The following is a 14,123-nucleotide window of genomic DNA, read 5'->3' on the forward strand; positions in this document are numbered from 1 at the left end:
TCCGTTCTTCCTTCACCGGGCGGTCAACTGCCTTTTCTTTACGAGAAGTTGACGCGCGTCGACTCCTGGGCCAGTCTTTCCCCCACACCTCTTTCGAGTGGGGAGCCCCCTCATGCTCAGACGCACCGCACGACTCCTGCTCGGCCTTGTCATGACCATGTCGTTCGCGTGGGGCGGAGCCGTGGTGACCGCCGGGACCGCGCAGGCCGACGGCTGTTACACCTGGACCCGCACGCTGGCCCCCGGCGCCACCGGAAACGACGTCGTCCAGCTCCAGATCCGGGTGTCCGGCTACCCCGGCTACAACTCGGTACTCGCCATCGACGGGTCCTACGGGCCCGCCACCACCGCCGCCGTCAAGCGCTTCCAGGCGGCCTACGGCCTCGCCGCCGACGGCATCGCGGGCCCCGCCACGCAGGCCAAGATCTACTCGCTCCAGGACAACGACTGCACCCCGGTGCACTTCACGTACCCCGAGCTGAACACGTGCAACGGCACCTGGGCCGGGGGCAAGGTCGCGGCGGGGACGGCGAGGGCCAACGCGCTCAGCTCCATGTGGAAGCTGGAGGCGCTGCGGCACGCGCTGGGTGACCAGCCCCTCCGGGTCACCAGCGGCTTCCGCTCGACCTCCTGCAACGCGGCGGTCGGGGGCGCGTCCAACAGCCGCCACATGTACGGGGACGCCGTCGACCTCGGCTCCGGGCCGCACGCGCTGTGCACCATCGCCAAGCAGGCCCGCAACCACGGCTTCAACGGGATCCTCGGCCCCGGCTACCCGGACCACAACGACCACATCCACGTGAACCAGGGCCCCTCGCACTACTGGTCGGCGCCCAACTGCGGTATCTGACGCCGGGAGCCCCGCGCTCCGGTCCCCGCGGACCGGTGCGCGGGGCTCTCCCGTGCGGTCAGGCGGCCTCGGGGGCGGCCCCCGGTCCACGGAAGGTGCGGCGGTACATGTTCGGCGTGGTGCCCAGGGAGCGTACGAACTGGTGGCGCAGGGCGGCGGCGGTCCCGAAACCGGCCCGCCCGGCGATGGTGTCCACCGTCTCGTCGGACGTCTCCAGCAGGTGCTGCGCCAGCAGGACGCGCTGGCGCAGCAGCCAGCGGTACGGCGTGGTGCCGGTCTCCTGGTGGAAGCGGCGGGCGAAGGTGCGCGGCGACATGTGGGTCTGCGCGGCCAGCTGCTCGACGGTCATCTCCTCGTCGAGGTGGCGCTCCATCCAGACGAGCGTCTCGCCGACGGTGTCGCAGGAGGTGCGGGGCAGCGGGCGCTCGATGTACTGGGCCTGGCCGCCGTCGCGGTGCGGCGGCACCACCATGCGGCGGGCGATCGCGTTGGCGGTGTCCGGGCCGTAGGTCTGCCGGACCAGGTGCAGACAGGCGTCGATCCCGGCCGCGGTCCCCGCCGAGGTGATGATCTGGCCCTCGTCCACGTACAGCACGTCGGGTTCGACGACGGCCCGGGGGAAGCGGCGGGCCAGCTCCTGGGTGTGGCGCCAGTGGGTGGTGCAGCGGCGCCCGTCCAGCAGCCCGGCCGCGCCGAGGACGTACGCGCCGGAGCAGACGCTCAGCACGCGGGCACCCCGGTCCACCGCGCGGCGCAGCGCTTCGAGGACCGGCTCCGGATACTTCCGGTCCACGTAGTGGCCGCCCGCGGGGACGGCGATGAGGTCGGCTTCCTCCAGACGGTCGAGGCCGTGCGGGGTGCTGACGGTGAAACCGGCGTGGGTGTGCAGCACCGGGCCCTCGGCGGACACCACCGCGAAGTCGTGGACCGGCAGTCCCTCCTTGCTGCGGTTGAGCCCGAACACCTCGCACAGCACACCCAGCTCGAAGGGGTGGACCTCGTTGAGCAGCAGAGCCGCGACGTTCTTCAGCATGACGCCAGTGTGGCAGTAATTCGATGATTCATGACAGTCCTGCCACTGCCGCGCTCGCTCGCGACGGGCGAGAGTGGAGCCATGACCGCAATCCAGAACGTCTTGGGCATATCCGCACTTATCATCCTCTTCCTGGTAATCACCCTGGCCGGACTGGCCCGGGAGCGCCGCATCGACCGCGAGCTCCGCGCCGCGGAGGCGCCGCCCGTCCCCGTACCGAGGCGTCCGTACATCAGAAGCTGGGCCCGCTTCTGATGCCGTGTCCGGGGCCCGCGCCTCCAGGAAGCACGTACGGCAAGGGGCCGGTCCCGCCGCCACGCGGCTGGACCGGCCCCACGTCCGTACCGGCCTAGAAGTCGTCGTCGAAGGCGACCGAGCCCTCCACCGCCACCTGGTAGGCGGAGGGGCGGCGCTCGAAGAAGTTCGTCAGCTCCTGCACGCCCTGCAGCTCCATGAACGAGAACGGGTTCTCCGAACCGTAGACCGCCGGGAAGCCCAGCCGGGTGAGGCGCTGGTCGGCGACGCACTCCAGGTACTGCCGCATCGACTCGGTGTTCATGCCCGGCAGCCCGTCACCGCACAGATCGCGGCCGAACTGGAGCTCCGCCGCCACGGCCTCCTTCAGCATGTCGGTGACCTGCTGCCGGAGCTCGTCGTCGAAGAGCTCGGGCTCCTCCTTGCGGACGGTGTCCACCACCTCGAACGCGAAGTTCATGTGCATCGTCTCGTCCCGGAACACCCAGTTGGTGCCGGTGGCCAGACCGTGCAGCAGACCCCGCGAGCGGAACCAGTAGACGTAGGCGAACGCGCCGTAGAAGAACAGGCCCTCGATGCACGCCGCGAAGCAGATGAGGTTGAGGAGGAAGCGGCGGCGGTCGGCCTTCGTCTCCAGCCGGTCGATCTTCTCGACCGAGTCCATCCACCTGAAGCAGAACTGCGCCTTCTCGCGGATGGAGGGGATCTCCTCGACCGCGTCGAACGCCGCCGCCCGGTCGTCCGGATCGGGCAGATAGGTGTCCAGCAGCGTCAGGTAGAACTGGACGTGCACGGCCTCCTCGAAGAGCTGCCGCGACAGGTACAGGCGCGCCTCGGGGGAGTTGATGTGCTTGTACAGCGTCAGCACCAGGTTGTTGGAGACGATCGAGTCACCCGTGGCGAAGAACGCGACGAGCCGCCCGATCAGGTGCTGCTCGCCCGGCGACAGCTTGGCGAGGTCGGCCACGTCGGAGTGGAGATCCACCTCCTCGACCGTCCAGGTGTTCTTGATCGCGTCCCGGTAGCGCTCGTAGAAGTCCGGGTAGCGCATGGGACGCAGGGTCAGTTCGAAGCCCGGGTCGAGCAGGTTCTTCCCGGCGTTGGTGGAGCTCATTACTGGCAGGCCTCGCAGGACTCGGGGTTTTCGAGGGAGCAGGCGATCGCGTCCGCGTCGGGCGCCGACGCCTGCTGTACGGGAAGGGGAGCGGCGGTCGCGGTCCGGCCGGAGGCCGCGCGGGCGATCCGGGTCGCCGGACGCGAACGCAGGTAGTACGTCGTCTTCAGCCCCTGCTTCCAGGCGTACGCGTACATCGAGGAGAGCTTGCCGATCGTCGGCGTCTCCAGGAACAGGTTCAGCGACTGGCTCTGGTCCAGGAACGGCGTACGGGCCGCCGCCATGTCGATCAGGCCGCGCTGCGGGATCTCCCACGCCGTGCGGTACAGGGCCCGTACGTCCTCGGGGATCCAGGCGAAGCCCTGCACGGAGCCGCTCGCCTCGCGCAGCGCCTCGCGGGTCCGCGCGTCCCACACGCCGAGCTGCTTCAGCTCTTCCACGAGGTACGCGTTGACCTGGAGGAACTCACCGCTGAGCGTCTCGCGCTTGAACAGGTTGGAGACCTGCGGCTCGATGCACTCGTACACCCCGGCGATCGAGGCGATCGTCGCCGTCGGCGCGATGGCCAGCAGCAGCGAGTTGCGCATCCCGGACGCCGCGACCCGGGCGCGCAGCGCCTCCCAGCGCTCCGGCCAGTTCAGCTCGGTGTCGTAGTGGTCGGGGTGCAGCACCCCGCGTGCCGCGCGCGTCCGCTCCCAGGCGGGCAGCGGGCCCGAGCGCTCCGCGAGCGCGCAGGACGCCTCGTAGGCGGCGAGCATGATCCGCTCGGAGATCTTCGTGGAGAGCGCGCGGGCCCCGGGAGAGTCGAACGGCAGCCGCAGCTGGAAGAAGACGTCCTGGAGGCCCATGGCGCCCAGGCCCACCGGGCGCCACTGGGCGTTGGAGCGGCCCGCCTGCTCGGTCGGGTAGAAGTTGATGTCGACGACCCGGTCCAGGAAGGTCACCGCGGTGCGGACGGTGGCGTCCAGCCGCTCCCAGTCGATGCCTCCGTCGGCGACGAACGCGCCGAGGTTGACCGAGCCCAGGTTGCAGACGGCGGTCTCGCCGTCGTCGGTGACCTCCAGGATCTCGGTGCACAGGTTCGAGGAGTGCACGACGCTGCCCGGCTCGGCGGTCTGGTTCGCGGTCCGGTTGGAGGCGTCCTTGAAGGTCATCCAGCCCTGACCGGTCTGGGCGAGGGTGCGCATCATCCGGCCGTACAGTTCGCGGGCCGGCAGCGTCCTGCGGGCCAGCCCCCGGGCCTCCGCCGCCCGGTACGCGGCGTCGAACCGGTCACCCCACAGATCGACCAGCTCGGGGACGTCGACCGGTGAGAACAGCGACCACGCGCCGTCCGCCTCGACCCGGCGCATGAACTCGTCCGGCACCCAGTGCGCCAGGTTGAGGTTGTGCGTGCGCCGCTGGTCCTCGCCCGTGTTGTCGCGCAGCTCCAGGAACTCCTCGATGTCCGCGTGCCAGGTCTCCAGGTAGACGGCGGCGGCGCCCTTGCGGCGGCCCCCCTGGTTGACCGCGGCGACCGAGGCGTCCAGCGTCTTCAGGAACGGCACGATGCCGTTGGAATGCCCGTTGGTGCCGCGGATCAGCGAGCCTCGGGAGCGGATGCGGGAGTACGAGAGGCCGATGCCGCCCGCGTGCTTCGAGAGCCGGGCCACCTGGTGGTAGCGGTCGTAGATCGAGTCCAGCTCGTCCAGCGGCGAGTCCAGCAGATAGCAGGAGGACATCTGCGGGTGCCGGGTGCCGGAGTTGAAGAGGGTGGGCGAGGAGGGCAGGTAGTCGAGCCGGCTCATCAGCCCGTACAGCGCGGTCACCTCGTCCAGGGCGCGCTGCGACTCGTCCTCGGCGAGACCACAGGCCACCCGCAGCATGAAGTGCTGGGGGGTCTCGATGACCTGGCGGGTGTGCGGGTGGCGCAGCAGATAACGGCTGTGCAGGGTCCGCAGCCCGAAGTAGCCGAAGCGGTCGTCCGCGCCGTCGGCGAGCGAGCGCTCCACCAGTGCGTCCAGCGCGTCCGCGTGCCGGGTGACGAAGGCGGCGGTGCGGTCCGCGATCAGGCCCTCGCGGTGCCCCACGGCGAGGGAGGCGGAGAAGGAGACCGCGCCCTGGCCCGCCGCCTCGTCCACGATGGCGAGGGTCAGCAGCCGGGCGCCCAGCCGGGAGTACGCGGGGTCCTCGGAGATCAGGCCCGCCGCCGCCTCGGTGGCCAGCGAACGCAGCTCGGCCTCGTCCGCCCGCGCGCTGCGGCCACGCAGGGCGGCGGCGGCGACCCGGCCGGGGTCGGTGTCGGGCAGATCGGCGGTGAGGGCGGTCAGGGTCCGCAGCAGCGCCGCTCCGGGACCGTCCTGTGCGGCCGCCTCGGACTCGACGGCCGCGGGGGCGGCGACGGAAGCCGGATCGGCTGGCGCGATGGTCACGTGAATGCTCTCCCACGCTCGGCTCGGGGCCGACGGGGGAACGGGGCAGCCCGCAAAGGCGCACCCGGGCCGGGGCGGTACTCTGCGCGGCGTCCACCGGCCCAACCGCGAGGCCCGGACGTCTGAGCATCCGGATCGGTCGAGCCGGATGCGCTGTCGGCAGGTCATCGGACTGACTCGGGGGTGCGCAAAAGCGCACCGGATACACCGTTGCGGGACAGTTCCGGATTCGCACCGGATTCCCCTGCGACGACAGCGAGGACGAGCATACATGTGGGGGCCGCTCGATGAGACAGCCCCCAGATGTTGTGTCGGCCGACCCATGTCCGGGTCATTCCCGGAACGGCGGACGGCCCGCCCCAGCCCCTCGGGAAGGGGCGGGAACGGGCCGTCCTGGGCCCGGGAACGGGCCGTACGGGGCCTGCGGGAGCGGCCGTCAGTGGCCGCCGCCGGGCGCCCCCGCGGTGGCCGCCGGGAGCTCCGCCCGGACGCCCGGGTCGCCCGCGTCGGCCGTGTAGTCGGACGGTGAGGTCTCGTCCGTACCGGCGGGTGCCTTCAGGGCGTTCAGGACGACGGTGAGCACCACCGTCACCACCATGTTCAGCACGAACGCGGTGAGGCCGATGTAGCCGATCTCGCCGATGCCGGGGATCTCCGCCGACGAGCCGCCGAAGTGCTTCTGGGTCGGGGACGCGACGCCGTACGCGGCGACCGTCCCGTACACCATGCCGACCGCCCAGCCCGCGAGCAGCGCCCAGCGGTGGAACCAGCGGGTGAACAGGCCGCCGACCAGGGCGGGCATCGTCTGGAGGATCCAGATCCCGCCGAGCAGCTGGAAGTTGATCGCGACGGTCTTGTCCATGGTGAGGACGAAGGCCAGCGCACCGACCTTGACCAGCAGCGACACCAGCTTGGAGACCTTGGTCTCCTGTGCCGGGGTGGCGTCCGGCTTCAGGAAGTCCTTGTAGATGTTGCGGGTGAAGAGGTTCGCCGCCGCGATCGACATGATCGCGGCGGGCACCAGCGCGCCGATGCCGATGGCCGCGAAGGCGACCCCCGCGAACCAGTCCGGGAACATGGTCTCGAACAGCTGCGGGATGGCCAGCTGGCCGTTGTCCACCTTGATCCCGGCGGCGATCGCCATGAAGCCGAGCAGCGCCAGCAGGCCCAGCATCAGCGAGTACAGCGGCAGGATCGTGGTGTTGCGCCGGATCACGTTGCGGCTGCGGCTGGAGAGCGTCGCCGTGATGGAGTGCGGGTACATGAACAGCGCCAGTGCCGAGCCCAGTGCCAGCGTCGCGTAACCCCACTGGCCCGCCTCGCCCGGTGCGAGCGCGCCGCGCGGTTTGCCGGTGGCCTCGCTGGTCTGCGAGAACGCCTCGCCCGCCTTGGCGAAGATGTCGTCGAAGCCGCCCAGCTTGATCGGGATGTAGATGATCGCCACCGCGATGACCAGGTAGATCAGCCCGTCCTTGACGAACGCGATCAGCGCGGGCGCGCGCAGCCCGGAGGAGTAGGTGTACGCGGCGAGCACCGCGAACGCGATCAGCAGCGGCAGGTCCTTGATGAACCAGTGCGTGGTCTCGCCGCCGCCGACGCCCATCACGTCCAGCACCGCCTGGATGCCGACGAGCTGGAGCGCGATGTACGGCATCGTGGCGAGGATGCCGGTGACGGCGATCGCCAGCGACAGCCCCTTCGAGCCGAAGCGCCCGCGGACGAAGTCCGAGGTGGTGACGTAGCCGTGCTTGTGCGAGACCGACCACAGCCTGGGCAGGAAGGTGAAGATCAGCGGGTACACCAGGATCGTGTACGGCACGGCGAAGAAGCCCGCCGCGCCCGCCGCGTAGATCGCCGCCGGGACGGCGACGAAGGTGTACGCCGTGTACAGGTCGCCGCCGAGCAGGAACCAGGTCACCCAGGTGCCGAACGACCGGCCGCCCAGGCCCCATTCGTCGAGGCTGGCCTCGTTCTCGGCCCTGCGCCAGCGGGCCGCCATGAAGCCCATGACCGTGACGGCCGCGAAGAAGAAGATGAAGACGCCGAGCGCGACGCCGTTCACACCGTCCTTCATGCCTGCCCACCCCCCTTGCGGGCGCGCTGGTCACGCTGCCACAGCTTGTACGCGATCATCGTGAGCGCGGCGGAGACCGGCACCCAGAGCATCTGGTACCAGTAGAAGAACGGGATGCCGATGAAGGTGGGTTCCACCTTCGCGTACGAACTCACCCACAGCATCGCCACGAACGGCGCGACGAGACAGAGGGCGACGACCACTCTGACCGGTGTGATGGTGGGCGGTTTTTCCTCTGGTTCCACTGCCATGCGGCGACTCCGTCCCCTCGCTGATCACCCTTGTAATGCGCAGGAAATCTAGGGGAGGTTCCGGTCACCGTCACCCCCCGTCCGCATTGCGGTCCGGCAACGGTCCGACCGGTTGGTACGTATACACGGAAACGCGGTATACGTGCGAGGGCTGGTCCGTACCAGGGCAGCCGAAAGGCCCCTGTGGAGTGGTGCGTTCCACAGGGGCCCGGGGATGGTGAAGAGGGGCGGGGTGGCCGGAATGCGACCTCGGGGCGTGCCCCGGCCCCGCCCCGGCGGGGACCGGCCGGGTCAGTCGGTGGGCCGCTTGAGGCGTGCCACGAACTTGTACCGGTCACCGCGGTAGACCGAACGCACCCACTCCACCGGTTCGCCCCGCCCGTCCAGCGAGTGCCGGGAGAGCATCAGCATCGGCAGGCCCACGTCGGTGCCGAGCAGGCCGGCCTCGCGCGGGGTGGCCAGTGAGGTCTCGATGGTCTCCTCGGCCTCGGCCAGTCGTACGTCGTAGACCTCGGCCAGCGCGGTGTAGAGCGAGGTGTACTTCACCAGCGAGCGGCGCAGCGCGGGGAAGCGTTTGGCCGAAAGGTGAGTGGTCTCGATCGCCATCGGCTCGCCACTGGCCAGCCGGAGCCGCTCGATCCGCAGCACCCGCCCGCCCGTGGTGATGTCGAGCAGCCCGGCGAGGGTGTCGTCGGCCGTCACGTAGCCGATGTCCAGCAGCTGGGACGTCGGCTCCAGCCCCTGGGCGCGCATGTCCTCGGTGTACGAGGTGAGCTGGAGGGCCTGTGAGACCTTCGGCTTGGCGACGAAGGTGCCCTTGCCCTGGATGCGCTCCAGCCGCCCCTCGACGACCAGCTCCTGGAGCGCCTGGCGCACGGTGGTGCGCGAGGTGTCGAACTCGGCGGCCAGGGTCCGCTCCGGGGGCACGGGGGTGCCCGGCGGCAGGGTGTCCGTCATGTCCAGCAGATGTCGCTTCAGCCGGTAGTACTTCGGGACGCGTGCCGTCCGTGTGGCCGCGCCCGTCTCGTTCTCCGTACTGCCCCCGTCGGCACCCATGATCCGCCTTCCCGACGCTTGCGTTGCTGCCGTCACCGGCTCCTCCGTCTGTCGCGGCTCACATGGTGGCACGGTCCGGTCACGGCTGGTCGCCCTCCCTTAGGTGTCGGTCCTATAACGGACGCGAGTGCACTTCTTATACACCCTTGACACCCCTAAAGGTCTAGGCCAAGCTCCCGGTACTGGTCTAAACCATTAAAGACCAGGTCCAGCCCCAGCAGTACTCGTCGAATGTCTTCGCGGTGGGCGGGGTTGCAGTATCCCTGAGGAGGGTTTGGCGTGAAGCGCAAGCTCATCGCGGCGATCGGCGTCGCGGGCATGATGATCGGCCTCGCCGCGTGTGGGTCGGACGACGGCGCAGACAGTGGCAAGAAGGCCGGTCCGGATGCCTACAAGGGCGAGACCCTGACGGTCTGGACGATGTCCGGCTCGAACCCGCCCGGGTGGACCAAGAAGGTCACCGATGAGTTCGAGAAGAAGACCAAGGCCAAGCTGAAGATCGAAGTCCAGGACTGGAACGGCATTCAGCAGAAGGTCACCACCGCCCTCTCGGAGTCCAACCCGCCGGACGTCCTGGAGATCGGCAACACCCAGACCCCGGCCTACGCCAAGACCGGTGGCCTCGCCGACCTCGGTGACCTCAAGAAGGAGATCGGCTCCGCCTGGGCCGACGGCGTCAACCAGCCCTCCATCTTCGACGGCAAGCAGTACGCCCTGCCGTGGTACGTGGGCAACCGCGTCGTCATGTACAACAAGAAGGTCTTCAAGGACGCCGGTATCACCGAGACGCCGAAGACCCGCGACGAGCTCTTCAAGGCCTTCGAGGCCATTGACAAGAAGGGCGACGCCGAGCCGATCTACCTGCCCGGCCAGAACTGGTACTTCTTCGACGGCCTGCTCGTCGGCAAGGACGTCTCCCCGGTCAAGAAGGAAGGCGACAAGTACGTCTCCAACCTGGCCGACCCCAAGGTCGCCGAGGCCATGGACGTGTACAAGAAGTACCAGTCCTACTCCAAGGCCCCCAAGGACAAGGACGAGGCCACCCCGCAGCAGGCCGAGGTCTTCGCCAAGGGCAAGACCGGCGCCATCATCGCCATGGGCTACGAGGCCGGCACCGCCATCAAGGCCAACCCGAAGCTCAAGGACGACATCGGCTTCTTCACCATCCCCGGTGAGACCGCCGACAAGCCCGAGGGCGTCTTCCTCGGCGGCTCCAACCTCGCCGTGGCCGCGGGCAGCAAGAAGCAGGACCTCGCCAAGGAGTTCCTGAAGATCGCGCTCTCCGAGGAGAACGACGGCGCGCTCATCAAGGAGGCCGGCTGGTCTCCCAAGAACGACGCCATGCAGAAGTACACCGTCGGCCAGCCCGCCGCCGAGGCGGCCGGTCCCGCCGCCGCCAAGTCCGGTGGCACCACGCCGCTGATCCCGGAGTGGGCGCCGGTCGAGAACCCGCCGAACCCCATCAAGACCTACATGACGCTGGTCCTGCAGGGTAAGTCGCCCGCCGACGCCGCCAAGCAGGTCGAGGGCGAGCTCAACAAGCGCCTCAGCCAGCAGCAGTAGTTCGCAGCTAGCGCGTCCCGCGCCGGGGCGGCGGGTCCTGACCCGCCGCCCCGGCCGTACGCATCGTTCCGTGTAGGGCTCTGTTGGAAGAGATGGCGAGCATGGCAGTGCAGACCGATCCCTCGGACGTGGCCAAGACGGCCGCGGTCCGCGGCCGGGACGGGAATCCACCCGTCGGGCAGCACGGGGGGAACAAGCGGAGAGTGGGTATCGGCGCCGCGCCGTACCTGCTGATGGTTCCCGCGCTCGCGGTGACGGCGGTCTTCCTCGGGTATCCCCTGGTGAAGAACGCCATGCTGTCGTTCCAGAACCTCAACATGGGACAGCTGATCCAGCATGTCACCGAGTGGAACGGTTTCCAGAACTACCAGGACATCCTCACCGGTGAGGACTTCTGGAAGGTCACCCTCCGCACGATCGTGTTCACCGGCGTCAACGTCGCGCTGATCATGCTTCTCGGCACCCTGATCGGCCTGCTGCTCGCCCGCCTCGGCAAGAAGATGCGCCTGGCCCTGATGCTCGGGCTGGTGCTCGCCTGGGCCATGCCGATCGTGGCCTCGTCGACGGTGTACCAGTGGCTGTTCGCCTCGCGCTTCGGGGTCGTCAACTACGTCCTGGACCAGCTCGGCTGGCATGCGATGGCCGACTACAACTGGACCGGTTCGCAGTTCTCCACGTTCTTCGTGGTCACCCTGATGATCGTCTGGGGCTCGATCCCGTTCGTGGCGATCAACCTCTACGCCGCGACCACGACCATCCCCAGGGAACTGTACGAAGCGGCCTCCCTCGACGGCGCCGGTCCCTGGAAGAGCTTCACCTCCGTGACCATGCCGTTCCTGCGGCCCTTCCTCTACGCCACCACGTTCCTCGAAGTCATCTGGGTCTTCAAGGCGTTCCCGCAGATCTACATCATCAACGGGGGCGGCCCCAACCGTCTCACCGAGACGCTGCCGATCTACGCGTTCGTCGAGGGTGTCGGCAACCAGCACTACGGCATGGGCGCCGCGATCTCGCTGCTCACCATCCTGATCATGCTGGGGCTGACCGCCTACTACCTCCGCATCGTTCTCAAGCAAGAGGAGGACGAGCTGTGAAGCGCTCACTGCTCGGCCGCATCTGGCCCAACGCCATCGCCGTCCTCCTCTTCGTCGGGCTCGTCTTCCCCGTCTACTGGATGTTCAGTACGGCCTTCAAGCCGACCGGCGACATCATCACCGAGACCCCGGTCTGGTTCCCCACCGAGATCACCTTCGAGCACTTCACGACGGCCGTCCACGCCGAGAACTTCCTGACGATGGTCAGGAACTCGCTGATCGTCACCCTGTGCGCCGTGGTGTGCTCGCTGATCATCGGGCTCTTCGCCTCGTTCGCCCTGGCACGTATGCGGTTCAAGGGCCGCAAGGGCCTGATCGTGACCTTCATGCTGGCCCAGATGGCGCCCTGGGAAGTCATGGTCATCGCGATCTACATCCTGGTCCGCGACGCGGACATGCTCAACAGCCTGGTCCCGCTGACCCTCTTCTACATGGTGATGGTGCTCCCCTTCACGATCCTCACGCTCCGCGGATACGTTGCCGCGGTGCCCAAGGAACTGGAGGAGTCCGCCATGGTCGATGGCTGCACCCGCCCGCAGGCCTTCATCAAGGTCATCCTGCCGCTGCTCGCTCCCGGCCTGATGGCCACCTCGCTCTTCGGCTTCATCACCGCGTGGAACGAGTTCCCGCTGGTCCTCATCCTCAACAAGGACCCCGAGGCCAAGACGCTGCCGCTCTGGCTCTCCCAGTTCCAGAGCCAGTTCGGCGACGACTGGGGCGCCACCATGGCGGCCGCCTCGATCTTCGCCATCCCGATCCTCATCCTGTTCGTCTTCCTGCAGCGCAAGGCCGTCAGCGGCCTTACCGACGGCGCCGTGAAGGGATAACGCAGCCCATGACCACCTCGATATCCACCACGGACACCGTCACCCGCGACGCGCTCGCCGTCCTCCAGCCCGGATTCACCGGCACCACCGCCCCCGACTGGGTGCTGCGCCGGGTCGACGAGGGCCTCGCCTCCGTCGCCCTCTTCGGCCGCAACATCCGCACCGCCGAGCAGGTCACCGCGCTCACCGCCCAGCTCAGGGCCGGGCGCGAGGACCTCCTCGTGGCGATCGACGAGGAGGGCGGCGACGTCACCCGCCTGGAGGTGCGCACCGGCTCCTCCTTCCCCGGCAACCTCGCCCTCGGCCACGTCGACGACCTCGGCCTGACCCGCGACGTCGCCCGGGAACTCGGCCGCCGGCTCGCCGAATGCGGCGTCAACCTCAACTGGGCGCCGTCCGCCGACGTCAACTCCAACCCGGGCAACCCGATCATCGGCGTACGCTCCTTCGGCGCCGACACCGAACTGGTCGCCCGGCACACCGCCGCGTACATCGAGGGCCTCCAGTCCTCCGGCGTCGCCGCCTGCACCAAGCACTTCCCGGGGCACGGCGACACCGCGATCGACTCGCACCACGCGATGCCGCGCATCGACGTGGACCTGGAGACCCTGCACGCCCGCGAACTGGTGCCCTTCCGCGCCGCCATCGCGGCCGGCTCCAAGTGCGTGATGAGCGCGCACATCCTGCTCCCGGCGCTCGACCCGGACCGCCCCGCCACCGTCAGCCCGCAGATCCTCACCGGGCTGCTGCGCCAGGAGATGGGCTACGACGGCCTGATCGTCACCGACGCCGTGGAGATGCAGGCCATCGCCGCGACGTACGGCATCGAGCAGGGCTCCGTCCTCGCGATCGCCGCGGGCGCCGACGCGCTGTGCGTCGGCGGCGGCCTGGAGGACGACGGCACGGTGCTCCGGCTGCGCGACGCGCTGGTCCGCGCCGTGCACAGCGGCGAACTGGCCGAGGAGCGGCTCGCGGACGCCGCGGCCCGGGTACGCGCCCTGGCGTCCTGGACGCAGGCGGCGAGGGGGACCGGTACGGCGTCGGGTGCGGCAGCGCAGGAGGGGACCGCGCCCGGTTCCGACATCGGCCTGGTCGCCGCCCGCCGGGCGGTCCTGGTGACCGGCTCGGCCGCCCCGCTGACCACGCCCGCCTACGTCGCCGCGTTCACCTCCGCGTCGAACATCGCCGTCGGCGACGAGACCCCCTGGGGCGTCGCCGCCGAGCTGGCCCGGCTGGTGCCGGGCACGCGGACCGGCACGTACAGCGGCGAGACCGAGGACCCGGCCGCGGCCGTGCTGCGGGCGGCGGGGGACCGGCCGCTCGTCGTCGTGGTCCGCGACGTCCACCGCCACGCCTGGATGGGCGAGGCCCTGGACGCCCTGGTCGCGCGGCGGCCCGGCACCGTCGTCGTCGAGATGGGCGTCCCGCAGGCGGCCCCCAGGGGTGCCCTGCACATCGCCACCCATGGCGCGGCCCGCGTCTGCGGCCTCGCCGCGGCGGAGGTCATCGTCCACGGTACGGACGGCCGGACGGCCTGAGCGCGGGGGGGGGGGGGGGGGCCGGGGGGCGCGCCCCCCCCCCCCCCCCCCCCCCCC

12 protein-coding genes and 1 riboswitch are annotated in these 14,123 nt (G+C 69.6%); of the genes, 6 read left to right on the top strand and 6 right to left on the bottom strand.

Annotation, left to right across the window (positions count from 1 at the left end; all coding sequences use genetic code 11):
• The first annotated feature begins 112 nt into the window (after positions 1-112).
• Positions 113-850, top strand: a complete 738-nt coding sequence (locus ACFVWY_RS29030) for a D-Ala-D-Ala carboxypeptidase family metallohydrolase (RefSeq protein ID WP_389877606.1) — start codon at positions 113-115, stop codon at positions 848-850.
• Between the two features lie 58 nt (positions 851-908).
• Here the strand turns inward: ACFVWY_RS29030 and ACFVWY_RS29035 are convergent, their stop codons facing one another.
• On the bottom strand, positions 909-1,883 hold the full coding sequence (locus ACFVWY_RS29035) for a helix-turn-helix domain-containing protein (protein WP_389877607.1): 975 nt from the start codon (positions 1,881-1,883) through the stop codon (positions 909-911).
• Positions 1,884-1,964: 81 nt separating this feature from the next.
• On the opposite strand from ACFVWY_RS29035, the gene ACFVWY_RS29040 reads away from it, so the two are divergent.
• Positions 1,965-2,138, top strand: coding sequence for a hypothetical protein (locus ACFVWY_RS29040; protein WP_389877609.1), 174 nt, complete (start codon positions 1,965-1,967; stop codon positions 2,136-2,138).
• A 94-nt stretch (positions 2,139-2,232) separates the two neighbouring features.
• On the opposite strand, the gene ACFVWY_RS29045 is transcribed toward ACFVWY_RS29040, so the two are convergent.
• The 5 genes from ACFVWY_RS29045 to ACFVWY_RS29065 form a co-directional block, all read right to left on the bottom strand.
• Positions 2,233-3,252, bottom strand: a complete 1,020-nt coding sequence (locus tag ACFVWY_RS29045) for a ribonucleotide-diphosphate reductase subunit beta (RefSeq protein ID WP_389877610.1) — start codon at positions 3,250-3,252, stop codon at positions 2,233-2,235.
• Positions 3,252-5,663 (bottom strand): ribonucleoside-diphosphate reductase subunit alpha, encoded by a 2,412-nt coding sequence (locus ACFVWY_RS29050; protein ID WP_389877611.1) that lies wholly within the window; start codon positions 5,661-5,663, stop codon positions 3,252-3,254. Before ACFVWY_RS29050 ends, ACFVWY_RS29045 begins: the two co-directional genes overlap by 1 nt.
• A gap of 140 nt (positions 5,664-5,803) precedes the next feature.
• A riboswitch (cobalamin riboswitch) is annotated at positions 5,804-5,949 on the bottom strand.
• Positions 5,950-6,099: 150 nt separating this feature from the next.
• Positions 6,100-7,737, bottom strand: coding sequence for a monocarboxylate uptake permease MctP (gene mctP, locus ACFVWY_RS29055; RefSeq protein WP_389877613.1), 1,638 nt, complete (start codon positions 7,735-7,737; stop codon positions 6,100-6,102).
• On the bottom strand, positions 7,734-7,988 hold the full coding sequence (locus tag ACFVWY_RS29060) for a DUF3311 domain-containing protein (protein ID WP_389877614.1): 255 nt from the start codon (positions 7,986-7,988) through the stop codon (positions 7,734-7,736). Before ACFVWY_RS29060 ends, mctP begins: the two co-directional genes overlap by 4 nt.
• A 291-nt stretch (positions 7,989-8,279) precedes the next feature.
• Positions 8,280-9,044, bottom strand: a complete 765-nt coding sequence (locus tag ACFVWY_RS29065) for a GntR family transcriptional regulator (protein WP_389877616.1) — start codon at positions 9,042-9,044, stop codon at positions 8,280-8,282.
• Positions 9,045-9,323: 279 nt separating this feature from the next.
• On the opposite strand from ACFVWY_RS29065, the gene ACFVWY_RS29070 reads away from it, so the two are divergent.
• The 4 genes from ACFVWY_RS29070 (at position 9,324) to ACFVWY_RS29085 (ending at position 14,066) form a co-directional block, all read left to right on the top strand.
• Positions 9,324-10,607 carry an extracellular solute-binding protein gene (locus tag ACFVWY_RS29070; RefSeq protein ID WP_389877618.1) on the top strand — a complete coding sequence of 428 codons (1,284 nt, stop codon included), beginning with the start codon at positions 9,324-9,326 and terminating at the stop codon, positions 10,605-10,607.
• Between the two features lie 101 nt (positions 10,608-10,708).
• A complete protein-coding gene (locus ACFVWY_RS29075) occupies positions 10,709-11,701 on the top strand; it encodes a carbohydrate ABC transporter permease (protein ID WP_389877620.1) in 993 nt (330 codons plus the stop codon).
• Positions 11,698-12,528 carry a carbohydrate ABC transporter permease gene (locus ACFVWY_RS29080; RefSeq protein ID WP_389877622.1) on the top strand — a complete coding sequence of 277 codons (831 nt, stop codon included), beginning with the start codon at positions 11,698-11,700 and terminating at the stop codon, positions 12,526-12,528. Before ACFVWY_RS29075 ends, ACFVWY_RS29080 begins: the two co-directional genes overlap by 4 nt.
• 8 nt (positions 12,529-12,536) lie before the next feature.
• Positions 12,537-14,066, top strand: coding sequence for a glycoside hydrolase family 3 protein (locus tag ACFVWY_RS29085; protein ID WP_389877623.1), 1,530 nt, complete (start codon positions 12,537-12,539; stop codon positions 14,064-14,066).
• The last annotated feature ends 57 nt before the right edge of the window (positions 14,067-14,123 follow it).

This window comes from Streptomyces sp. NPDC058195 (assembly GCF_042883525.1).
GTDB lineage: Bacteria > Actinomycetota > Actinomycetes > Streptomycetales > Streptomycetaceae > Streptomyces.